Below are 22545 nucleotides of genomic sequence, written 5' to 3' on the forward strand. Positions count from 1 at the left end.
GGCACCCGGGCACAGGGGTGACGTCCATCGTGTCGTCACCCCTGCATCGGGACGGTCGAGGCAGCAGTGCTCAGGAATGTGGTGCTGCAGCCCTCCCCCACGTCCGGTCCTCGTCCAGGCCTCGAATGGTGGGCACGGCCGCCAGCAGCCGACGGGTGAGATCATGCCGGGGTTCGGCATAGACCTGGGCGAGATTGCCGGACTCGACGATCCGGCCGTCCTGAATGACGGCCACCTCCTGACACAGATGTCGCACCACGGCGAGGTCGTGTGAGACGAGCACCAAGGTGAGGCCGCGCTCGTCCACCAGACGGGTGAGCAGGTTGAGCACCTGGGCGCGTACCGACACGTCCAGCGCGGAGACCGGTTCGTCGGCCAGCAGCACCGTCGGGTTGGTGATGAGGGCCCGGGCGATGGCGATACGTTGTCGCTGACCGCCGGAGAACTCGTGGGGGTACCGGTCGCGATCATCCGGGTCGAGACCGACCTCTGTCATGACTCGCTCCAGTGCGTCGGGAACGTCGTCCACCGTGCCGCGCAGCATGCGGGAGCGCAGCGGTTCGGTGATGATCCGGCCCACCCTCATGCGCGGGTCCAGGCAGGACCGGGGATCCTGGAAGACCATCGACACCTGGGCGCGCAGCGGGCGCAGATCGGCATGCGAGGCGAGGATCGACGAGCCGGCGAAGAGGACGTCCCCCTCGTCGGGGCGACGCAGCCCGTCCAGCACCTTGAGCAGGGTCGACTTTCCCGATCCGGACTCACCGACGACGCCGAGACGTTGGCCGCGGGCAATGGTGAGGTTGACGTGGTCCAAGGCCTGGACGGCGTTGGCACCGGTGCCGAGTCGCAGGTTGAGATTCCTCGCCTCGATGATCGGGGTGTTCACGGTGGCGCTCATCGGTCCTCCAAGACGATCGGCTGGCCCGGTTCGACGGCGTCGAGTCGAGCAGCACGCAGCAGACGGCGGGTGTAGGGGTGCTTCGGGTCGTTGAAGACGGTGCGTGCCGCCCCGCGTTCCACGAACGTCCCCTGGTGCATGACGACGACCTCGTCACAGACCTGGGAGACGACTGCGAGGTCGTGGGAGATGAACAGGCAGGCGGCTCCCACCCTGGTGAGGACGTCGTCGATGGTTTCCAGCACCCGGGCCTGGACGGTGACGTCCAGTGCGGTGGTCGGCTCGTCACAGATGAGCAGGTCCGGGGAGTTGACCAGGGCCAGGGCGAGCAGGGCCCGCTGACGTTGCCCCCCGGAGAGCTGGTGTGGGTATGCCTGGGCCACGCGTCGGGGCTCACGAATGCCGACCGTCTCCAGCATGCCCAGCACGACCTCGCGGGTGTTGGCACGTCGTCCACCGCTCAGCGCGACGACTTCCCCGATCTGGCGGCCCACCCTCATCGTCGGGTCCAGGGCCGTCATGGGTTCCTGGAACACCATCGCCATGCTGGTGCCGCGCAGTCGTGACATCTTCCGATCCGAGATGCCCAGCAGCTCCTCACCACGCCAGGTCACCGACCCGCTGACGTGGGCGTTGCCGGGCAGCAGCCCCATGATGGACAGTGCCGTCACCGACTTGCCGGAGCCGGACTCGCCGATGAGGCCGAGCCGTTCACCGGGTTCCATGGTGAGGTCGACGCCATCGACGGCAACTCGACGGTGTCGTCCGAAATCGACGTGCAGGTCTCGCACTTGCAGCAGACTCATCGCACCTCCCGAAGTTTTGGATCGAGCAGATCGCGCAATCCGTCACCGAGCAGATTGAAACCGAGCACCGCCACGGCAATGGCCAGGGCCGGCCAGATCGTCAGTGCCGGGTTGGAGAACAGGTAGGACTGGGCGTCGTGGAGCATCCGTCCCCAGGTGGGCACGCTGGCCGGGGTGGCCAACCCGAGGAAGCTCAGCGCCGCCTCGGCGAGGATGGCCACGGCGTAGGACACCGATGCCTGCACCCCGATGAGCGGGGCGATGTTGGGCAGCACGTGGGTCACGGCGATGCGCCACGACCCTGTTCCACTGGATCGAGCTGCGACGACGTAGTCCTCACCGAGAACCTGGCGGCTCGTGACTCGACTGATCCGTGCGAAGACCGGGATGGTGGCCACCCCGATGGCGATCATGCCGGTCCAGGTGGACCCGCCCACCGCAGCAGCCAGGATGATGGCGAGCAGCAACGCGGGGAAGGCGTAGAGCAGGTCGGCAGCCCGCGCCAGCAGCGTGGACCACGGGCGAGGGACCATGGCGGTGGCAATGCCCCACGGCACACCGATGCCAGCGGCGATGAGCACCGAGACGACGCCGACCAGCAGACAGGTCTGGGCGCCGACGAGCATACGACTCAGCAGATCCGCACCCACCTGGTCGGTGCCCAGCCAGTGCTGGGCGCTGGGGCCGAGCAGCCGATCCTGTGGGATGGCGAGGTTGGGGTCGTAGGGGGTCCAGAAGCAGGACACGACGGCGGCGATGACGACGAGGGCGACGAGGGTGGATCCAACCACCAGTCCAGTGCGTTTCACTTCGATGCCTCCTTCACCACACGAAGACGGGGGTCCAGGCTCACCGTGACGACGTCGCTGAGGAACGAGATGAGCAGGACGAGTGCCACGAGAACCATGACGACGTCGGCCACGACGGGGATGTCACGCGAGGTGACGGCGTCGAGCAGGAAGCTGCCCAGCCCCGGCACCACGAACACCTGCTCGACGACGATGGCGCCGACGAGCATGCTCGAGATCTCCAGCCCGAGCACCGTCACCAGCGAGATCGACGCATTGCGACGTCCGTGCCGGCGCAGGGCACCACGCAACGTCCATCCGGCCGCTCGTGCGGTACGCAGGTAGTCGTCGGTGAGCACGTCGATGAACGCCGAACGCACGTAGCGGCTCATGACGGCAGCCTGGACGAGAGCGAGGGCCAGAGCAGGAAGGATGAGGTGACGAATCCACTCCCCCGGGTTCTCCCGCAGCGGCACGTAGGCACCGGCCGGCAACCAGCGCAGTTCGATGGCGAACAGCAGGATGAGCAGCAGTCCGGCGAGGAAGGCCGGCACGCTCATGAGGAACTGGGCCAGGGCCGAGGTGAGGAATCCTCGGACGTCACGACGATGGATCGCGGCATGCACCCCCATGGGGATGCACAGCAGCAGGGCGATGAGCACGGCCAGCAGCACCAGCCAGCCGGTGACGGCCAACCGCTCGGCGATCTGTGGGGCGATCTCCTGGCCGCTGAGCACCGAGGTGCCGAGGTCACCGGTGAGCAACCCGGAGAGCCAGTGCCAGTAGCGCACGAGGAGGGGATCGTCCAGGCCCAACTGCTCGCGCAGCTGGGCGGCCATCTTCGGGTCGGCATTGGAGCCGAGCATCACCTGGGCCACGTCACCGGGAAGCAGTGAGAGCAGGGCGAAGATGATGATCGAGGCGACGAGCAGGCTCACCACCAGACCGAGCAGTCGTCTGCCGATGAGACGTGCCGTGCGGCCAGCCGTACTGGTGCCACGGGAAGACGGTCCACCAGCGGTGGCACGTGCTGTGTTGCGCGGAGTACTCATGCCTTGTCCTCCAATCCGGTGAGGTCGAAGCTCAGTGAGGTCGCGTTGTGTCCCAGGCCGGTGATTCCAGCTCGGGTGACGGTGGTCTTGGGCATGAGGTAGAGGAACCCGCCCGAGACGTCGTCATTGAGGATGCGTGCAGCCTGTTTCATGGTGTCGTTGACCTCATTGGCCGGACCGGTCATGGCCTTCGTGACGAGTTTCTGGAACTGCGGGTTGTCGTACCGCCAGTAGTAGTCCGGGTTGGCCCAGTTGACGATGTCTCGCGGCTCGAAGTGTCCGACGATGGTGAGGTCGTAGTCGGCACGGGTGTAGACGGCGTCGAGCCAGCGTGCGGGGAACTCGAGTTCGTCGGTGACCAGGGTGATTCCCACCTGCTTCAACTCACTGGAGATGATGCGCGCCGAGGTGGTGGCGTAGGGCAGGGTGGGCACCCGCATCCGCAGGGAGAGGCCATTGCCGTAGCCAGCCTCCTTGAGCAGACGACGGGCCTGGTCCGGGTCGTAGGGCAGCTTGCCCGCCAGGTCCTCGTACCACGGGTCGGTCGGTGGGACCATGGAACCGATGAGCGACCCCTGCCCGTTCGTCACGGCCTTCATGAGGTTCTTCCGATCGATGGCATGCATTATCGCACGGCGAACGCGCTTGTCGGACAACGCCTTGGACTGATTGTTCATCCCCATGACGACCTCATAGTTCGTCGTGCCGGTGATGACGTCGTAGCGGGACGGATCCTGGAACCGGCTCAATGCCTGTGGGGTGGCGAGATCGGAAAGGATGTCGACGTCACCACTCATGAGGGCAGCGGTCTCGGGGGTGGGATCGGCGAAGTACAGGAACTGCACGTGCGACACCCTGGGTTTCAGGTGCCACGCCTGTGGGGAGGAGGCGAGATCGACCGAGTGTCCGGGCCGAAAATCCGTGACGACGTAGGGACCCGATCCCGCCGGATGGGTGGCAAGGTCGGTCTTGACGGTGGGATCGATGACGACGCCGGCGGAACACCCCAGGTAGAACAGCAGGAAATTGTCCGGGTGGCTCAGGTTGAGCACGACGGTGTGGGAATCCTTGACACGCACCGTCTTGATGGAACCGAGTTGGGCCTTGGTGACGGCGATACCGTTCCTACGATTGTTGTCCAGGGATGCGGCAACCGCCTTGGCGTCCACTGGTGCCCCCGAGGCGAATCGGGCCGCAGGATCAAGGTGAAAGGTGTAGGTGAGACCGTCGGGGCTCTGCTGCCACGACCGTGCCAACAATGGTTTGAGATCACCATTGTCGTCGATCTTCGTCAATGTCTCATAGACGTTGTAGAGCAATACCTGGGCGATCGCCGCAGCGGCATTCTGTGTGATGTCCAATGTCGGTGGAGCTGCAGTGGCTGCAACGACCACAGGTTTGTCTCCCGATTCATTGCTGGAGGCTCCCGATTCATTGCTGGAAGAATGTGGGGAGCAACCTGTTGCCGTCACTGCCAGGCACAGGGTGAGGAAGAACCCCATCATCCTTGACAGACGCTTCATTCTTGCGTTGGTCCTTTTCTGCCTGACGACCCTGATTGGGCCGTGCTTTGGCAGTCATACTATGTACGCCCATCCAGCCTCGGACGAACGTTCTCCACAGCATTGGAGGACGAAAATTGGTCAGGTGCCACAGTTCACTGCAACCTGCGATGCACGGCAATGAGTCCCTGCTCCACCAGCCGCTGGCGGCCCATCCCATCGAGACCACACTGCCCGTCTGGGATCGCGTCGACACCACCAGCCAGGATCAGGGCGATGGCAACGGCATGAAAGATGGGTAACGGCACGTGGGGGACGTGTGTGGATCGACGCTCCCCCACCGTGGCCATGGCGTCGAACCAGTGGGCGAGCAGAAGGGCACGAGAAGTATGGGCCTGAGGCATGTCATGCCGGTGGCAGGTGAGCAGAGCAGTCACGACGCACGTGGGCAGGCTGTCACTGCGGTGATCTCGGCGAATTCGCGGTGACCGGACTGCTGCTTCTCGGGGCCACACTGCGTCTTGTGGCTCGATTTTGCATGCACCGCAGACATGTGTATAGTGAAACGAGTCGACGCGGGGTGGAGCAGTTCGGTAGCTCGCCGGGCTCATAACCCGGAGGTCACAGGTTCAAATCCTGTCCCCGCTACCACGTTCCTCGCCAGCTCTAGGGTTGGCGGGGATTTTTACGTTCACACGGGCACGCCAGCTGATAGCAGCAAAAATTTCACTAACTTTCCAAGAAATCCCGACGAATCATATCACCTAGACTGAAAAATCCTCATCGCATCAGCAAAGATCTCTCAGACCCAATAGTGTCTGCTTGATCACCTAGGACTCAAAGTGATTGGCCGGCTCCGCATGAGACTTTCGCCTACAGGCACGGGCTACGGGGCCGACCAAATGCTCAGGAGTGGTCAGATCTCTCTGCAACCAACGCGGTGACCAGTCCGGGAAATCGGGCGTTCAGGTCATCTACCCGCAAGCTGGACCATCTTGTTGTCCCCTCCTTACGTGCTGAAGTCACTCCAGCTTCGCGCAAGGTCTTCAAATGCGGAGACAAGGTGGAGAGGGGCACCCCCAAAGACTTCGCTAGATCACCGCACCGCAACTCCCCGGCTTCAAACAGCAGCGCCGCTGCTTCCAAGCGCAAAGGATCACCCAGTGCCCGACACACGTGCACCAGCCTGATCGCCTCCCGATCAGGCTGATCTTCATACTTGCCCATTCTCACGACCTCCTTGACACATCGCATTGCCCTTGTTGTATGCTTCTTCCAGAAATTACAAAATATGAGGTGGCTGATGACCCTCTCGCCTGGCAGCCCGCACCCCCTATAGAAGCTCGCCCTACTCTCCCGTCAAACACCGCCAACTTCCACACACTCCCCGCCCCCTATCTCCAACTTCACCAGCATAGAACCGGTCCGAACTGACCGTCATCTACCTGAATCCTTCAGATCTCTATTCCAGAACGAAGCGGCCCCTCGGCCAGCGTTCAATTCATTATTTCATCCGAATGGTACACCACTCGAAGCCCAAAGACTGACCTTACACCTCTAATATTGATGGAAATAATCGTAAACGCAATTATTCTTAAAAACAAGAAACTAGAATATCAAAGCCGAAAAATTTACTCTTGCGGTAAAGAAAGATCTAAATGCATGACGAATAAAAATTTTGAAAAAGGGATAGCCTTCTGTCTGCTCGCTACCATGTCGTGGGGCGGAATGTTTCCAGTAATGACATCGGCCCTCCAGCATATCGATACCTATACCTTCACATGCATGCGTTATGCGATCGCCGGAGCTCTTTTCTACCTTGTTCTTTGCCGTCAGGAACCGAATCGAATTCCCCTCGACACGGCTTCTCTTTTGAAAGCATGGTTCTTCGGGACATGTGGATTCGCCGGCTACCAGTTCCTTGTCTTCGAAGGACAACGCCTGGCCGGCGCAGAAGGAGCTCTCACTGCTTCCATCATGATGGCCACGATGCCCCTCCAGGCTTTCCTGTTCAACTGGATCGTTCGTAGAAAGACACCCAAGCTGTTTGTCCTGTTTTTCATCCTGCTTTCCTTCTCTGGGGTACTCCTTGTCATCACTCGAGGAGACTTTGCCTCACTCGTCAAACACCCACAGGATTTCGGCCCGCAAATCCTCATTATTCTCGGCGCGCTGTGCTGGGTAATCTACACAGCAGGTGCATCCTACCTACCAGACTTGAGCCCAGTACGTTACACGACCATCACCACTGCCCTGGGTCTTGGCAGCGCGGTTGTCATTACCGCCGGACTGCTTGGAAGCAGCGTAGTTCCTGTTCCCAGCGGCATAGAAGTCATCCACACCATTCCACATCTGATCTACATGAGCTTGGTGGCCGGTTTTATTGGTGTCCTTGCGTGGAATATCGGAAACAAAATTTTAACACCTCTCAACGGCACCCTGTTTATGGATGTCGTACCCATTACGGCGTTCACCGTCTCGGCCATCACTGGGAAAGTACCACATCCAGTCCAGATAGGAGGTGCAGCAATCACCATATTTTCTTTGATTTGCAACAACTACTTCATTAGACGAGAAACTCTCCGAAAAGCGTCAACCGAAAATTTACCCGTCAATATTTCTACAACAACCAATATGAGTAAGGTAAACTGATATGCGTATTGCCATCAATGGTTTCGGTCGTATCGGACGTACACTTCTGCGCCTCAGTCTCGACACACCCGACTTGGAGGTCGTTGCCATCAATGACCTCGCAGATTGGGAAGTCCTGGCGCATCTCCTGACATATGACACTGTCGCTGGAAAACTTTCCGAGCCTGTCACCTTGGCACAGGATTCGCTACACGTTGGAGACAAAACCATCAAAGTCACAAGGGAGAGCACCCCTGAATCCTGTGCATGGGGTGACTCTGATGTTGACGTCGTCATCGACTCGACCGGGAGATACACACATGCGCAGAAAGCACGCAAACATCTTGCAGCAGGCGCAAAGAAAGTTGTGGTCAGTGCTCCCACCAAGGAAGCAGACGCCACAATCGTCTACGGAGTCAATCATAAAGATTTGAAACCTGAAGACCGTGTCATTTCCGCTGCGTCGTGCACCACGAACTGCCTGGCTCCCGTCGCTTCGGTGCTCAACAACACATTCGGAATCTCCAAGGGAAGCATGACCACTGTTCATGCCTACACGCAGGATCAGCGCCTTCTTGATGCTCCTCACAAGGATTTTCGACGGGCACGATCTGCAGCCGTCAATATGGTTCCGACCAGCACGGGTGCTGCAGCAGCCATTGGTCTTGTCATCCCCCAACTGGCAGGACGTCTGGATGGTCGGGCAATTCGCGTCCCCATCCCAGATGGTTCGATGATCGATCTCTCCGTAAGCTTGGAAAAGTCCGCGACCATCGATGACTTGAAAGAGGCATTCATCCGTGCTGAGAATGAAGATTTGAAGGATTCGCTGCTGACAACGAATGAGCCGGTCGTCTCGAGCGACATCTTGGGATGTACTGCAGGATCCCTCGTCGACCTGAGCCTCTGCAAGAGCATCCAAGGAGACTTCGCCAGTGTCGTTTCCTGGTACGACAACGAAACGAGCTACTCAAGCCAGCTACTGCGCGTCGTCCGACATGCAGGTGAGATCGGCTGAGAATTCCCCTTATGGGTCTCCGTAGATTGCTGTGTCGTCTTCACAACATACGGAGAGCATCTCTGAGAGGGGCCTCAGGTATGTCTGGGGCCTCTTCTTTTTACCACTAAGACCTCGGCAGTCTGCCAAGCCGACAGCAAGTGGCTCACCGAAGTAGTCATCAGGCTGTGGCATCGATCGGCATCTACTTGATGTGGGATTGGTCACGGGACAAGTCCGTGGTTCCAGATCTTTCCCCACCAACCAGTGGCTCCACTACTCCTGTTCGGGTATCACGAATCCTGCATGGTGGAGGTCACGGAGCAAGCTGCGTGCTCCGGCATCACATCAGCACCTCGGAACGCGTACCTCGTCCGCACATTCCTCCGACAGGTCCTCAGCCTTCGTCACCCCGGTACCCACCCGGTTGGCGTGCAGGACGAGTGTCCAGTCCTCCCCACGCAGCGGCACGATGATGATCGGACGACGTTGGCGTCGCGAGAGCTGCATGGCAACCGAACCGTCGAACCACTCCTTGGCCTGCCAGCGGAATCCCGGTGCCCGGGTGCCCACCATGAAGGCACCGGCATTGACGGTGTGTGCCAGGTGCGCGAGCTCACGGTCCGTCAGCCCAGCCAGGTAGCGGAACTGCCAGGTGATGTCCAGGTGGGCGCTCATCACCTGCTCCAAGGCGGTGCGCAGATCGACCTCACGCTCGTGGCAGGGGGTGCGCTCCTCGTCGGGGATGAGGGGGACGGAACCCTCGCCATCGGCCACCGGGACGCGGGACTCATCGACGTAGGCCATGACCAACTCGCACCGGTGGGCGCGGGCATGCTCCAAGGCAGCCTCGATGATACGTACTGGAATTCCGGGAAACACTGCCACCACGAGGGGGTGACCGCTCATGGGTACGCGCGGAAGGTGCTCGTGCTTGGTGGTCGTCGACCCGCAGGTGGGGCAGGCGGATTCTCGTGGGACGTCAGCGGTGGTCGTCATGTCAGCCTCCTTGGACTGAGATCATCCTTGATAAGTCCCACAGTAGTCCCACGGCCCCCCGGCGATGGTCAGGAGCCCGAAATCGTCCTCGGAAGCGTCGCCGCATGCCACGTACAACCATCCCCCTGGACGGTCGCACGTGGTCCTGAGCTCAGCGAGGCATCGAACTCAGCGAGGCTTCTTGCGGGCCTGCTCGACGAGCGTGCGAGCCTGGTCGACCTGCTTCTGGTACTCCCCCAGATTGCCCTCGTCCAGGGCCTTGTCGGCTTGCACGAAGGCCTTCTGAGCCTGGTCCAGCAGCTCGGAGGCGTCGGTGGAGGCATTCGGGCTCGGCACGCCGGTTGCCCCACCGCTCCTCGCACCGGGTGACGGTGAGGCCGATGATGCAGCACTGGGCGGCGCCTGTGGAGCGGCCGATGGACTGCCGCTCGATCCCTGCTGGCCAGGCACGTCCGGATCCGTCATGTCGACCGCGGTCTCCCCCGTCGAGGCGCCGGCGTCACCACCGAAGACCTGGTCCAGGGCCTCCTGCAGGGTGTCACCGATGCCGACGTTCTCGCCGAATCGCACGGCGACGAACCGCAACACCGGATATCCACCGCTACCCGTCTGGCGTTGGGCATAGATGGGTTGGACGTACATGAGTCCGCCGCCCACCGGAAGGGTGAGGAGGTTGCCGTGGGTTGCCGAGGCCGAACCACGGTTCTGGTACGGCAACAGTTTCGCCGAGACGTTCTCGTCGGCGGTGATGGCGCTGGCGGTCTGGTTGGGGCCGGCGATCTGGGTCGTCCCAGACATCCGCAGCACCCGGATCTTGCCGTACCCGGGTTTGGTGGCGTCGGATCCGACCGAGACGTAGGAGGCCAGATTCTGCCGCTTGTTCGGCACCATGACGGCGGTCGCGGAGTACTGCGGATCGTCGTCGTCGGGCCAGCGAATCGTGAGGTAGTACGGAGGCTCCAGCCCGGCGTCGGAACGGACCGGGTCGTCGGGTGCCTCCCAGACGTCGTTGTGCTGGTACCACGTGTTGGGGTTGGTGGTGTGGTACTGGCCGAGCATGGCCCGCTGCACCTTGAAGAGGTCCTGGGGATAGCGCACGTGCGCCAACAGATCCTTCGACATGGCACTACGTGGCTTCACGGTTCCGGGGTACACCTTCTGCCAGGTCTGCAGGATGGGGTCGTCGGGTTGCCAGGCGTACAGCTGGACCGTGCCGTCATAGGCATCCACGACGGCCTTGACACTGTTGCGGATGTAGTTGATCTCGGTGCCACGCTGGGCGACCCGGTTGCCGGTCGTGGAGTCGGAGGCAGCATCGCGCAGATCGACCTTGGTGGAGTTCGGGTAGTCCGAGGAGGTCGTGTACCCGTCGACGATCCACACCATGCGTCCATCGACGACAGCGGGCAGGGAGTCGCTGTCCACGGTGAGCCACGGGGCAACCTTGGCGACCCGGTCACGGGGCTTGCGGTCGTAGAGGATCTTGGAGTTCGAGTGCACCCGGTCCGAGAGCAGCAGGTTGATGTCGGCCATCTGGGTGGCGTACATGGTACGCAACACGGGATTGCCGATGGCCACCCCTCCGCGTCCGGCATAGGTGGTCATGGTCTCGGTCCCAGCAGCTGCGGAACCGCCACCGGGGGTGTCGAGTTCGACGGGTTCTGCGCCATCCCGGGCACCGACGACCACCCAGGGATCAGCCATCTCGCCGTAGTAGACGCGCGACTGGTCCTCCTTGATCGATCCGGTGGTGGGGATGTCCTTGGCCAGCCAGGTGGGCTCCCCGGAGTTCTCCCGGCGGCCACCGGCAGCAGCGACCATGCCGTAACCATGGGTGTAGACGGTGTGGACGTTGTTCCAGCTCTTGTCGGCGATACCGTTCTGGTCGATCTCGCGGGCTCCCACGACGACATCGGTGGACTTGCCGTCGATCGTGTAACGGTCCACGTCAAGGATCTTGGGGAAGGAGTAGAAACCGCGTACCTGCTGCAGCTGTTCGAAAGTGGGAGCGACGACGGCAGGGTCCATGAGTCGGATGGCCGGCAGTGTCTCGGCATCGGTCTTGAGCTGACCGGCCGACGTCGTGGTGCGTGCAGCGTAGTCGGTGATGGTCGTGTCCTGGATGCCGAACGCCTTGCGGGTGGCTGCGATGTTGTTGACGATGTAGGGACGCTCCTTGTCCGGGGCGTCCGGAACGACTTGGAACCGCTGCATGACCGCCGGATAGATCCCCTGGATGATGAGGGTGGAGACGAGCATGAGCGCAATACCCATCCCCGGTACCCCCCAACGTCGCCACCAGGCGTTGGCGACGAACAGCGCTGCGACGAGGAAGGCGATGATGGCAACGACGATCTTGGCAGTGGCTCGGTAGTGGTCGGCAGTGAATCCGACGCCGGTGAACAGACCGTTGTCGGAGACGGCGAGCCCGTAACGCCCCAGGATCGTCGACAACCCGAAGAACACCAGACCCATGGCCAGCAGCACCGAGATGTGCGACTGCGCACGTGCTGAGAGCAGGTGCTGCTCGGTGCGTCTGGCCTGGGCCAGGCCACCGGGAACCAGACTGCGCGGCACGAGGTAGTTCACCGACCCCATGACGAGATGAACGCCGAAGGCCGCGATGACGCTGGTGATGACCAGTGCCATCCCCAGCGACACCAGGTACTTGTACCACGGGTAGTCGAAGACGTAGAACGAGATGTCCTTGTCGAAGTACGGATCACGAGCCCCGAACGACGTCGCATTCCACCATGCCAGCACGGTCGTGGTCTGGGCGACGGACGTCGCAGCAATGATCAGTGCCAGTGCCCCGGAGCAGACGCCGATGATCGCGCGGTGATGTTTCTCGAGGTGGGCACGGTACTTCCGAGCGAACTCGGTGTTCGTCTCGGCCACGGTGCGAGGACGCAGTTTCATGGCCAGCACCATGTTGCCGGCAGTGGTGGCCCACACGAGAGTTCCGACGGCGAGGAACAGTCCGGTTCCGGTGAGCAGTCTGGTGAGGTAGACCCGCTGGAAATGCAGTGAGGAGAACCACAGCAGGTTCGAGGTGATGGACGAGGCCACCAGCCAGCACAGCACGATGCCCGTCACCACTGCAGCAGCGATCCAACCGCCGCGATGGGTCGTGGCCCTGCGATTGCGTCGCGATCGACGAACTCCTCGGGTGAATGGCGAGCTCATCATCGATCTCCTCTCGTGCCGGCGGGCCCGGCCGGACGGTGTGCATCCTTCGCAGCCATGTCGTCGCTCACTGCGACGTCCCCGGTAGTCGGGTCGAAGGTGTGCAGCAGTGCCATCTCCAGGGCCGGGACAAGATCGGTGCCCGACAGCAGGTCGTCGGGGTGGTCCAGCAACCGTGCCAGTGCGTGATGTTCACCAGTGCGCAGCACACCGACGATGACGCGTACGTCCTGGCGGCGAGGATGGGAGGCCACGAAGGTGGCGGCCTGGGCGGGGTCCGCCGGGATCTCGTCCTCCACGTCGTTGGGGAGGAAGACCCGCTCCAAGGTAATCGCCGCCCCGTCCACCGCGTCGGGCCACATGATCGATGCCAACGCAGCCTCGATGTCGTCACCGGCGTGGAACTCGTCCTGCTCGATGCTCGACAGGGAATCCGGCGACCCGGCAACCAAGTGCTGCGCCAGGGCCGGTTCCGACTCTCGCAGCTTGTCGGTGTTGACGAGAGCGAACAGCCTGGCCGGCACCCCCCAGCCGGCCTGGTTGACGAATGAGTCGATCTCGGTGAGGGCCGCGACGAGGGCGTCGTCGTGGCCGGGAAGATCGTCGGAGTCGTGCTGGGGATCAGCGTTGCTCAGCAATGGGGAACCTCTTTTGTTTGCGCACCGGAGCGAATGTTCTGGACGCTGGCAATGGCGTCCCTCAGGCTGGTCACCTTAACCAATTTCATGGATGTTTTGTGCCCGGCGATGTCCTGACAGTTGCCAGCGGGGACGAGGAACACCTGTGCCCCGTCGCGCTCGGCACCGGCCATCTTCTCCTGAATGCCCCCGATTGACGACACGGTTCCATCTGGCGCCACGGTGCCGGTTCCTGCCAGGCGCAGGTCTCCCACGAGGTCGGAGGGAGCAATCGTCTGATAGGTGGCCAACGACATCATGAGCCCAGCACTGGGGCCGACGATGCCCTCGGGAAGGTTGAATCGCACCCGCGTGTCATATCGGTACCCGTTGGTCACCGAGATACCGATGAGCGGAATCTTGGGATTGTCTGGTTGGGCAGTCGTCGTGACGACGACATTGCGCGCCTTGCCGTTTCGTTCCACCGTGAACGGGACGGGCTCCCCCACGTCATGGGCTCGGATCTCGTGCTGGACGTCAGCAGGGGTGGACACCTTTCGGCCATCGACATGGGTGATGAGATCTCCCGGCGCCATGACATTGGTCGCTGGTCCAGAGGTGCTCACCCCCGCTGCCATGGGGACCTCGGTGACCGGTTGCCCCGCAGCTCGCAGAGCTGCGACGACCGCATCGGACTGGGAGGTGTCCATCATCTTCATCTCACTGGTCCTGACCTCGTCATTGCTCAGCCCGGGCTGGTAGACGACGTCCCTGGGAAGGACGTCGTGATCCGGCAGCCACGAGTTCACCAGTGCCTCCGAGAAGCTGAGGACGGAGTCGACGCTGGTCACCGACACTGTCGTCATACGCACCTCGCCCCTGGTCTGGCGTGCCGGCAGACCACTGACCTGCACCACTGGTTTGGAACCATTGCGGCCGGCAAGATCGACGGTCTGCCCCGGACTCCACGCCACGAAGGGCACCGGAACCGCCCACAGTAGAATCATGACGACGACCAGGCACAGAGCGCTGGCAAGGAGGGTCCACCGGTGCAGTCCGGACTGCCCGTGCCGTCCAGATCCCCGATCGGGCCCGCCCTGGCCGGTGTGCCGCCACCGATGTGGCCGTCCGGGGGTATGACCGGGGGCGGGTGCAGACGGTGAGGCAGCAGACATGGTTCTTATCGTACAAACCGTCGATGAACAGGGCACGCACGCGCCAATCCCCCGCCCATGACGTGAGCCCACGACGTGTTTGGTCACGGGCAGGGGACACATAGAATGTGCCAGAAGACGCCTCAGCCACTGCCGAAGGAGCATGTTCATGAGCGACGATTCCACGAACCCGCGTCCTGGTGAACCCGATCCTGAGCAATTCGCCGAGCAACTGCGACGAATGATGGAGCAGATGGGGCTCCACATGCCCTCGCAGTCGGAATCGGAGGCGTTCCTCAAGCAGCTGGGCGAGATGTTCAACGCAGCACCGGGATCGCAGGGATTCGGGTTCACCTTTCCCATGGCCGGTTTCCCCACGTCAGGTGCCGCTGCACCCGGTGCCGACTCCGCACCGATCGACTGGAACCAGCTCAAGGACGTTGCCCGCCACGTCTCGGCCAGCAAGGGGCCAGATCCCACCCCCGGTGCCGAACAGCGCCAGAACCTCCTGGACACCACCCGGCTGGCGGAGAACTGGCTGGATCAGCACTGTGAGTTCCCCGGCGTCACCGCCGCCCCGGCCCCGTGGAGTCGCGCCGAGTGGATCGAGAGCACCTTCCCGGCCTGGCAGCGTCTCGTTGAGCCGGTCCTCATGTCCCTGACGAACGCCCTGGCCGGTGTCCTACGCCCGGCACCAGGCATACTTGACGATGAACTCCTCAGCGCGCTGGCCTCCACCATGACCCCCGTCCTGCGGCGCATTGCCGCATCCCTGTACGGTTCCCAACTCGCCGAGAGCCTGGCCGCCCTGTCAACGGTGACGACCACCGGCACCGAGATCGGTCTGCAGGTGCTGCCCGGTGCGCAGGTCATCACCCTGCCGGCCAACATCGGTGACGAGTGGAGCAACCTGCACCTGGATCCGCACGACGTCCAGCTGTATCTGGTGCTGCGTGAGGCTGCGCGGCAGCGATTGTTCAACTCCGTGACCTGGCTCGGTCCGCAGCTGCTCGCGCTCATCGAGCACTATGCCCGTGAGATTCGCATCGACTCCAGCGCCATCGAGTCCGCAATCAACCTGGACGACGTGCAGAACCTCACCGGTGAGAAACTGGAGCAGATGTCGCAGGATCTGCAGGGTCGGTTGTTCGAGCCCTCGACCACCCCGGAGCAGGAGGGGGTCCTCAAGCGGTTGGAAACCCTGCTGGCGCTCATCGAGGGTTGGGTGGACGACGTCACCGGTGAGGTGGCACGCACCTGGCTGCCCTCCCATGCCCAGCTCATCGAGGTGACGAGGCGGCGGCGGGCAACCGGCGGCCCCGCCGCGCAGTTCTTCGACTCCCTGCTCGGGCTGAGCCTACGCCCCCGCCACGTGCGCGAGGCAGGCAATCTGTGGGCTGCGCTGCGTCATGCACGTGGGACGGTGGGCCGTGACGCCGTGTGGCACCATCCTGACCTCATCCCCACGGCCGAGGACCTTGCCGACCCGATCGGCTATGTCCAGGCCGACCGTGATGTCACCGACTCCTCCAGCAGTCTGGATGGTCTGGACGCCGAGCTCGAGCAGCTGCTGCGTGACGAGGGCGGCACACACTGAGATCCTGTGGTTCGAGCCTGTCTGGTCTCGAGTGAGGTGTCAGTCGATGTCGGCCGGTGCCGGGTCCATCGCGTCCGTCCCCACTCCCCCGTCGGTACCGCCCATGGAGGTGGCCCAGCTCCAGCCGGTGAGGAATCCCTCCGCCTTGTCCGCCTGTGGGTACCGGCTGAGCAGCTCATGAAACCTGCTGCCGTGGTTCGGCTCGACGAGATGACACAGCTCGTGCAGCAGCACGTAGTCACTCACCCATCTGGGGAAACCGGCCATCCTCGCAGACAACCGGATCTGTCCGGTCCGGACGGTGCACGAGCCCCAGCGGTGATTCTGGTTGGTGACCCATCGCACGCTGCTGGGACGTACCCGGCTGCCCACGACTGGATCAAGATAGCTCCTGGCCAGTCTGTCGGCGCGCTCCATGAGCTCCTCGTCAGTGGTGGCAGTGTACCGGCGACGTCGGTTGAGCAATGTGGTTACGAGTTTCTCCACCTTGCGCCGCTCCCCGTCAGGGTCCATGCCCCACGGAACCATGACGAGGACATGGTCGCCGTCCTGGCGCGCTGACAAGGTGCGATGCCGCTTCTTGCTACGTCGGACGACCACTGCCGGACGGGTCGGGGTCGCGGGGAGGAAGGACTCTGTCATGCCTTCATGATGACCCATGCAGCCCCGGGAGTCTGCACCCCGCGCTCATGCCCCACACCTGTGACCCCAACACCCACCTATGACTCTGTGCGGTACCTGATCGAGTTCGGAGCAATACCCGCTTTTCCACCCACCAATCGAGCCCGGTTGCCAGTACTCCTTGCCACTCAGCATCAAGGACGTCTAGTATGTAGATCAGCTCTTCGGGCCGGTGGAGTGTGGGGAAGACACGCCAACAGGCCCGGAGAGCTTTTTCGTTATGATCTCGGACAATCGAGATGACCCCCGCGTCCTCCCCTGAGAGCCTGCGAGCACTGCTGAGACGCGACGTCACCACCTCATTCGCCAAGATGGTCCCTCGCCCCTTGCCGTCAGGTACTGTTCACAGTGATTGACTCGTGATGAGAGGGAGAACGATGACCGACGACGCGAGGACCGCCACCGGAAATCTGCGTGTGAACGCCAACGACCCCATTCCCACCGACTATGCCGAGCGCGCCAAGGGTATGGGCGTGTCCATCATCAATGGCGGCGCCGCATTCCGGGTGTGGGCTCCACACGCCGAGGCCGTTGCCGTCACCGGTACCTTCGACGACTGGGCTGCCCAGCCCGATGGCAGCAAGGATGACGCGCAGAAGGTGCAGTCCGCCCCTCACCAGCTGCTCAGTGAGGACAACGGCTACTGGTACGGCCAGGTGGCCGGGGCGAAGGTTGGCGAGGAGTACCGATTCGTCCTCGTCAACGGCGAGCAGGTGATCTCCCGCATCGATCCCTACGCCCGTCATGTGACGAGTTCGATCGGCAACGCGATCATCACCGATCCAGATGCCTATGACTGGGAGGATGACGACTTCACCGCCCCCACCCTCAATGAGATGGTCATCTACGAGATGCACGTCGGCACCTTCTTCGACAAGGATCCCGACGACGACAAACCTGCCACCCTGGACACCATCGAGGAGAAACTCGACCATCTCGTCCACCTGGGCGTCAACGCCATCGAACTCATGCCACTCATGGAGTTTGCCGGCGACTACTCCTGGGGCTACAACCCCGCCCACATCTTCGCTGTCGAGAGCGCCTACGGTGGCCCGGAGAAACTGCGTGACCTGGTCAAGGTGTGCCACCGGCACGGGCTTGCCGTCATCATCGACGTCGTCTACAACCACTTCGGCCCCTCGGACCTCGACCTGTGGCAGTTCGACGGCTGGAGCGAGAACGGCAAGGGCGGAATCTACTTCTACAACGACTGGAAGTCCTCGACGCCGTGGGGCGACACTCGTCCTGACTACGGTCGCGGCGAGGTGCGTGAGTTCATTCGTGACAACGCCATGATGTGGCTGGAGGAGTTCCACGCCGATGGTCTGCGCTACGACATGACCCCGTACATGCGCAGCGTCGATGCCGACGAGATGAACATCCCCGACGGCTGGAGCCTCACCCACTGGATCAACACCGAGATCCGCGAGCGTTTCCCACGCGCCATCACCATCGCCGAGGACCTGCACGGTGAGCCCAAGGTCGTCTCGACCGCTGACGACGGCGCCGCCTTCCATGCCCAGTGGGACAACCATTTCGTCCACCCGATCCGCGCCGCCGTCATCGCCGCCTCCGACGAGGCCCGCAACATGGACGCCGTACGCGATGCCGTCGAGTTCTCCTACGGTGACGCCTTCTCCCGCGTCATCTACACCGAGTCCCACGACGAGGTCGCCAATGGCTCGGCCCGGGTGCCCCAGGAGGTCGACGACGGTGACCCGACCGGTTACTACGCCCAGAAGCGCTCCACCCTGGGGGCAGCCCTGGTGCTCACTTCACCTGGCTTGCCGATGATCTTCCAGGGCCAGGAGTTCCTGGAGGGCGAGTGGTTCCGCGACACCGTCCCGCTGCACTGGGACCAACAGGACGAGTTCACGGGAATTTTCCGCATGTACAGCGACCTCGTCGGACTGCGTCTCAACAAGGAGGGCCGCACCAAGGGGCTCACCGGCCAGCATGTCGACACCCTGCACCTCAACCCGGACACCCACGTCTACGCCTTCCACCGCTGGGCTGACGGCGGGGCCGGCGACGACGTCGTGGTGGCGGTCAACCTGGATTCCAAGACCTGGGGCGAATACACCATCGGGATGCCAGCCGCCGGTCGCTGGGGGACCAGGCTCAACTCCGACGCGAAGGTGTACTCCGAGGCCTTCGACGGGGTGGACGTCCCTGAGTCGTTCGACGCCGTCGAGGACGACTACGACGGCCACCCGGCCTCGGCAACCCTGGTGCTGCCGCCCTACAGCGTGGTGATCCTGTCGCGCGACTGAGGACCGAACAACACAGCCCCAGGTCACCCCTGGATCGTCTGGGCGGTGAACCGGGATGACGCCGTTTCGAGGCGCTCCGAGAGGGGTTGGACTGTGCCCAACTGAGATCCACTGCCAGGATGCCGACAGCCCTGATCGGGGCATGGTGTCGAGCATGAGGTGTTGCTCGAAACCACCGCGGTGTTGCCCAGACGTTGCCAGGTGTGGTCCATCGTGGCCGTGGTGTGGTCCGTGCTGCCTGAGCACTGGATCGCCTCGCCGGGCGCGAGGGATCCTCATGGCATGCATGAATCCCTTGCCAGTTCCGAGCACGTGAACGCCAGATCAGTCCCGCGATCTTCCCCATCCCTGTCCTGCGCAGCTGTGCCGGTACCTGGCGGAGTGCGCCTGATGGCCGACGACGGCACGTCCTATCTCCTCTCAGGTGCCGCCTTCGAGGAGGTACGTGATCTTCAACTACCACCGCGGATCCTCCACAGCCTGACTGAACTTGGCCTGGTGACGAGGGCCACTCCGTGGCGCATCCATGTGCTGGGTGACGGGCCCGGGGTACCCGAACTGGCAGCGGCCCTCAACAGCATGGATGAGGTCACCGCCACCTGCCGGCGTCACGACGTCCTCGAGTCCCCCACCACCACATTGCACCGGCTCAGACACCGGTCGCGGACTCCCGATCTCCTCGTCGTCGTGCCTCGTGACCTGCTGGGCGGTCGTGGACTCGTCCAGCTGGCACGTCGCCACCGCATCCCCACTGCTGTCGCATGGCTGGGCAGGTCCATGGCGTTCCTGGGACCGACCAATGAGCCCCACCGGCCACGGTGCCAACGATGCCTCGATCTCGCCCTGGCCCGTCGCGACCTCTCGTGGGCGCAGTGCGCGACGATGCTGCGCTCCACACCGGCTGATGCGCCTGCCCTTGGCGCGCTCAGTCTCGCCCTGCTGCGCCGACTCGAGCAGGACACCTGGGGTACCTGGTGGTCGTGGAGCCGGCGTGGTGAGCGCAGCGGCACAGTACCCGTTCACCCCCTGTGCCATCGCTGTCAGGCACTCAGCGCGGGTGAGCACGGCGAACCGCTGCTGCACGCCATGGCGGCATGACCGCTCAACACGTGACCTCGGCAGGAACTCACCTCACGCGTCAGGAGTGATGATCCGCAGGATCTCGTCGCCGTACAGCTCAACCTTGCGTCTGCCGATCCCCGGAATGGCAAGCAGATCCTCCTGGGTACGCGGCTCATGCTCTGCAATCGCCAGCATCGTCACGTCAGTGAAGACCACGAATGGCGGCATGCTGTCTCGTTCTGCCCGTTCCTTGCGCCACTGCCGCAGCTGGTCGACGAGTTCGGCGTCGACGCCCACTTCGCAGGCTAGGTGGTGACCAAGTTTCTGATCCGAAGCGACCGTCATGGGTCCGTTGCACACCGAGCAGGTCGTGACCTTGCGTTTCTGACCAGTTCGCCTGGGACGTCTGCGTGTCTGGGTCGGTGTTCCGGGCAGGCCACGAAGAAACCGCGAGATGCCGAATCGGTTCCGTGAACTGGCGCTGCGTGAGTACGAGATCCACAGGTGCCTGCGCGCTCTGGTCACGGCAACGTGCAGCAGTCGGCGCTCCTCGGCGATCTCCTCATGCTTGTCGGCAAGGATGAACGGCACCATGGAGTCCGAGACACCGAACAGCGCCACCACGTCCCACTCCAGGCCCTTGGAGGCATGCATCGTACACAGGGTCACACCGTCGGTGACGGGAATGTCCTGGCGCCGGGCTCGCTCGCCCAACTCGGTGACGATCCCCGCCAACCCTGCCGACGGGGAGTTCCTCGAGACCGACTGGGCGACCTCCTGGAGCGCCTGCAGGGACTCCCACCGTTGTCGCACCATCCCGCTGCCCTCCGGAGGTTGGGGGGTCCACCCCTGATCCTCCAGGACTTCGCGAGCACGCTGCCCGGGGGCCTGTGGATCCGCCTGCAGTGCTCGGGTGAGCGCGGCAAGGGCCTGTTTCACCTCGGCACGTTCGTAGAAGCGCTCGGCATCCTTGACGACGTAGGGCACGTCAAGATCACTGAGGGCAAGTTCCAGTGGTGCAGTCTGGGCATTGGTCCGGTGCAGAATGGCCATCTGCGACCACGGCACCCCATCATCGTGCTGACCTCGCAACCACGTGGCGATGGCAGCTGACTCGCTGGCCTCGTCATCAAAGGCACGGTAGATGGGAGGCTCCCCCTGACCCGTCTGGGAGCGCAGTTTCACTCCGAGATTGTGGAATCTGGCTTCCTCCTTGCCCAGATGATGGGTGAGCAGGGTGTTGGCGAGATCGATGATGGGGGCGGTGGATCGATAGTTGCGCACCAGCCGTACCTCAATGGTGTCGGGGTGTTCCCGCGGAAAGTTGATGAGGTATCGAGCCTTGGCCCCGGCGAAGGCGTGGATGGCCTGATGCGGGTCTCCCACCACGCACACGTCATCCCGATCCCCGAACCACAGTTCGAGAAGGGTGTGCTGGATGGGCGAGACGTCCTGGTACTCGTCGACGACGAAGTGTCGGTACTGGTCATGGACCTGGTCCAGGATGTCTGGATGATCGGCAAGCAGTCCAGCTGCGCACAGCAGGATGTCGTCCAGGTCTATGACGGCAGCCTCATGCTTGACGGCTTCGTACCCGGCGAGAACCCGTCCGACCGTGTCCGAGGAAACCCCGGCAACGGCTCGTTGGCGAGCCCTGGCCAGAGGAGGATAGTCAGTGATCGTGACGTTCGACACCTTGGCCCATGACACCTCTGCCGACAGGTCACGCAACAAGGCGGTGTCCGTGCTGAGCCCACATCGTTGGGCGGCCTGGGCCAGCATGGGGAATCTCCTCGTGCTCACCGGTGGCAACTCGCAGCCATAGGCTCGAGGCCAGAAGTACTTGATCTGTCGCAGTGCGGCAGAATGGATCGTTCGGGCCTGCACACCGTGAACACCGAGCCCCTCAAGACGGGTCCGCATGGTGCCGGCAGCTCGCGTGGTGAAGGTGACGGCAAGGGTACGGCGCGGATCCAGCTTTCCGGTGCAGGCACCGTAGGCGATGCGGTGGGTGATGGCCCGCGTCTTGCCGGTACCGGCACCTGCGATGACGCACACCGGCCCACCGAACGAGGTCGCCACGCGACGCTGTTCGGGGTCGAGGCCGGCAAGGATCTCCTCTGGTGCATCAATCACAGGTACACCATAGGTGCAGGGTGAGACAGTTCTGCCCCCACGACGCAGGTTGCCCACAGAACCGCTCCACGAGCTGTCGTTTTCCACAGCCATGGAAAATGTCTCACCCCTGCATCTAGAGTTCAGACAGCCGAATGGGCAACGTCCCATGAGGGGAAGGTCT

At 62.9% G+C, this 22545-nt stretch carries 18 protein-coding genes and 1 tRNA gene; 6 read left to right on the forward strand and 13 right to left on the reverse strand.

Translation table 11 applies throughout. The features are described 5' to 3' along the window. Positions 1-70: 70 nt before the first annotated feature. From CKV91_RS07105 to CKV91_RS09410, 6 genes are all read right to left on the reverse strand, one after another. A complete protein-coding gene (locus CKV91_RS07105; protein WP_021105808.1) occupies positions 71-901 on the reverse strand; it encodes an ABC transporter ATP-binding protein in 831 nt (276 codons plus the stop codon). Next, entirely contained in the window at positions 898-1707 is an 810-nt protein-coding gene (locus CKV91_RS07110) for an ATP-binding cassette domain-containing protein (protein ID WP_021105807.1), read from the reverse strand. The genes CKV91_RS07105 and CKV91_RS07110 overlap by 4 nt, the downstream gene beginning before the upstream one ends. Further along, positions 1704-2516: an ABC transporter permease gene (locus CKV91_RS07115; protein ID WP_021103444.1), complete on the reverse strand. Its 813-nt coding sequence runs from the start codon at positions 2514-2516 to the stop codon at positions 1704-1706. The genes CKV91_RS07110 and CKV91_RS07115 overlap by 4 nt, the downstream gene beginning before the upstream one ends. Continuing rightward, positions 2513-3547: an ABC transporter permease gene (locus tag CKV91_RS07120; protein ID WP_021105806.1), complete on the reverse strand. Its 1035-nt coding sequence runs from the start codon at positions 3545-3547 to the stop codon at positions 2513-2515. Before CKV91_RS07120 ends, CKV91_RS07115 begins: the two co-directional genes overlap by 4 nt. Then, positions 3544-5052 (reverse strand): ABC transporter substrate-binding protein, encoded by a 1509-nt coding sequence (locus tag CKV91_RS07125; protein ID WP_411430996.1) that lies wholly within the window; start codon positions 5050-5052, stop codon positions 3544-3546. The genes CKV91_RS07120 and CKV91_RS07125 overlap by 4 nt, the downstream gene beginning before the upstream one ends. Positions 5053-5204: 152 nt before the next feature. Beyond that, positions 5205-5486, reverse strand: coding sequence for a hypothetical protein (locus CKV91_RS09410; protein WP_155944902.1), 282 nt, complete (start codon positions 5484-5486; stop codon positions 5205-5207). A gap of 137 nt (positions 5487-5623) precedes the next feature. On the opposite strand from CKV91_RS09410, the gene CKV91_RS07130 reads away from it, so the two are divergent. Continuing rightward, positions 5624-5700 (forward strand) — tRNA-Met (locus CKV91_RS07130). Between the two features lie 255 nt (positions 5701-5955). Here CKV91_RS07130 and CKV91_RS07135 read toward each other — a convergent pair. Beyond that, a complete protein-coding gene (locus CKV91_RS07135) occupies positions 5956-6276 on the reverse strand; it encodes an ArsR/SmtB family transcription factor (RefSeq protein ID WP_021103447.1) in 321 nt (106 codons plus the stop codon). A gap of 435 nt (positions 6277-6711) precedes the next feature. Here CKV91_RS07135 and CKV91_RS07140 point away from each other — a divergent pair, with 435 nt between their 5' ends. Together CKV91_RS07140 and gap are read left to right on the forward strand one after the other, a co-directional pair. Beyond that, positions 6712-7701 (forward strand): DMT family transporter, encoded by a 990-nt coding sequence (locus tag CKV91_RS07140; protein WP_021105804.1) that lies wholly within the window; start codon positions 6712-6714, stop codon positions 7699-7701. 1 nt (position 7702) lies between these two features. Continuing rightward, positions 7703-8698 (forward strand): type I glyceraldehyde-3-phosphate dehydrogenase, encoded by a 996-nt coding sequence (gene gap, locus CKV91_RS07145; RefSeq protein WP_021103449.1) that lies wholly within the window; start codon positions 7703-7705, stop codon positions 8696-8698. A gap of 327 nt (positions 8699-9025) precedes the next feature. Here the strand turns inward: gap and CKV91_RS07150 are convergent, their stop codons facing one another. The 4 genes from CKV91_RS07150 to CKV91_RS07165 all read right to left on the reverse strand — a co-directional run bounded on the left by CKV91_RS07150 (position 9026) and on the right by CKV91_RS07165 (position 14486). Next, a complete protein-coding gene (locus CKV91_RS07150) occupies positions 9026-9676 on the reverse strand; it encodes a universal stress protein (protein ID WP_021103450.1) in 651 nt (216 codons plus the stop codon). A gap of 168 nt (positions 9677-9844) precedes the next feature. Then, positions 9845-12865 carry a UPF0182 family membrane protein gene (locus CKV91_RS07155; RefSeq protein WP_231933711.1) on the reverse strand — a complete coding sequence of 1007 codons (3021 nt, stop codon included), beginning with the start codon at positions 12863-12865 and terminating at the stop codon, positions 9845-9847. Next, positions 12862-13497, reverse strand: coding sequence for a PPA1309 family protein (locus CKV91_RS07160; RefSeq protein ID WP_411430995.1), 636 nt, complete (start codon positions 13495-13497; stop codon positions 12862-12864). Before CKV91_RS07160 ends, CKV91_RS07155 begins: the two co-directional genes overlap by 4 nt. Then, entirely contained in the window at positions 13494-14486 is a 993-nt protein-coding gene (locus CKV91_RS07165; RefSeq protein ID WP_231933713.1) for a YlbL family protein, read from the reverse strand. Before CKV91_RS07165 ends, CKV91_RS07160 begins: the two co-directional genes overlap by 4 nt. Positions 14487-14802: 316 nt before the next feature. On the opposite strand from CKV91_RS07165, the gene CKV91_RS07170 reads away from it, so the two are divergent. After that, positions 14803-16230 (forward strand): zinc-dependent metalloprotease, encoded by a 1428-nt coding sequence (locus CKV91_RS07170; protein ID WP_036957549.1) that lies wholly within the window; start codon positions 14803-14805, stop codon positions 16228-16230. A 39-nt stretch (positions 16231-16269) separates the two neighbouring features. On the opposite strand, the gene CKV91_RS07175 is transcribed toward CKV91_RS07170, so the two are convergent. Then, positions 16270-16872: a M48 metallopeptidase family protein gene (locus CKV91_RS07175; RefSeq protein ID WP_021105798.1), complete on the reverse strand. Its 603-nt coding sequence runs from the start codon at positions 16870-16872 to the stop codon at positions 16270-16272. A gap of 416 nt (positions 16873-17288) precedes the next feature. Between CKV91_RS07175 and CKV91_RS07180 the strand changes: the two genes are divergently transcribed. After that, the gene (locus CKV91_RS07180) at positions 17289-19184 is read left to right on the forward strand and encodes an alpha-amylase family glycosyl hydrolase (RefSeq protein WP_021105797.1); all 1896 of its coding nucleotides are present in this window, start codon (positions 17289-17291) and stop codon (positions 19182-19184) included. Positions 19185-19574: 390 nt separating this feature from the next. Next, positions 19575-20282: a hypothetical protein gene (locus CKV91_RS07185; protein WP_155944901.1), complete on the forward strand. Its 708-nt coding sequence runs from the start codon at positions 19575-19577 to the stop codon at positions 20280-20282. A 33-nt stretch (positions 20283-20315) separates the two neighbouring features. Here the strand turns inward: CKV91_RS07185 and CKV91_RS07190 are convergent, their stop codons facing one another. Further along, the gene (locus CKV91_RS07190) at positions 20316-22475 is read right to left on the reverse strand and encodes an ATP-dependent DNA helicase UvrD2 (RefSeq protein WP_095141001.1); all 2160 of its coding nucleotides are present in this window, start codon (positions 22473-22475) and stop codon (positions 20316-20318) included. Between the last annotated feature and the right edge of the window lie 70 nt (positions 22476-22545).

It is taken from the genome of Cutibacterium granulosum (assembly GCF_900186975.1).
GTDB lineage: Bacteria > Actinomycetota > Actinomycetes > Propionibacteriales > Propionibacteriaceae > Cutibacterium > Cutibacterium granulosum.

What these genes read in the sequence shown, in the direction of transcription:
- CKV91_RS07175 (WP_021105798.1), bottom strand. Translation starts at nt 16,872, where the DNA reads ATGACAGAGTCCTTCCTCCCCGCGACCCCGACCCGTCCGGCAGTGGTC.
- gap (WP_021103449.1), top strand. Translation starts at nt 7,703, where the DNA reads ATGCGTATTGCCATCAATGGTTTCGGTCGTATCGGACGTACACTTCTG.
- CKV91_RS07170 (WP_036957549.1), top strand. Translation starts at nt 14,803, where the DNA reads ATGAGCGACGATTCCACGAACCCGCGTCCTGGTGAACCCGATCCTGAG.
- CKV91_RS07150 (WP_021103450.1), bottom strand. Translation starts at nt 9,676, where the DNA reads ATGACGACCACCGCTGACGTCCCACGAGAATCCGCCTGCCCCACCTGC.
- CKV91_RS07120 (WP_021105806.1), bottom strand. Translation starts at nt 3,547, where the DNA reads ATGAGTACTCCGCGCAACACAGCACGTGCCACCGCTGGTGGACCGTCT.
- CKV91_RS07155 (WP_231933711.1), bottom strand. Translation starts at nt 12,865, where the DNA reads ATGATGAGCTCGCCATTCACCCGAGGAGTTCGTCGATCGCGACGCAAT.
- CKV91_RS07190 (WP_095141001.1), bottom strand. Translation starts at nt 22,475, where the DNA reads ATGGCTGTGGAAAACGACAGCTCGTGGAGCGGTTCTGTGGGCAACCTG.
- CKV91_RS07135 (WP_021103447.1), bottom strand. Translation starts at nt 6,276, where the DNA reads ATGGGCAAGTATGAAGATCAGCCTGATCGGGAGGCGATCAGGCTGGTG.
- CKV91_RS07125 (WP_411430996.1), bottom strand. Translation starts at nt 5,052, where the DNA reads ATGATGGGGTTCTTCCTCACCCTGTGCCTGGCAGTGACGGCAACAGGT.
- CKV91_RS07110 (WP_021105807.1), bottom strand. Translation starts at nt 1,707, where the DNA reads ATGAGTCTGCTGCAAGTGCGAGACCTGCACGTCGATTTCGGACGACAC.
- CKV91_RS07140 (WP_021105804.1), top strand. Translation starts at nt 6,712, where the DNA reads ATGACGAATAAAAATTTTGAAAAAGGGATAGCCTTCTGTCTGCTCGCT.
- CKV91_RS07180 (WP_021105797.1), top strand. Translation starts at nt 17,289, where the DNA reads ATGACCGACGACGCGAGGACCGCCACCGGAAATCTGCGTGTGAACGCC.
- CKV91_RS07185 (WP_155944901.1), top strand. Translation starts at nt 19,575, where the DNA reads ATGGCCGACGACGGCACGTCCTATCTCCTCTCAGGTGCCGCCTTCGAG.
- CKV91_RS07165 (WP_231933713.1), bottom strand. Translation starts at nt 14,486, where the DNA reads ATGATTCTACTGTGGGCGGTTCCGGTGCCCTTCGTGGCGTGGAGTCCG.
- CKV91_RS07105 (WP_021105808.1), bottom strand. Translation starts at nt 901, where the DNA reads ATGAGCGCCACCGTGAACACCCCGATCATCGAGGCGAGGAATCTCAAC.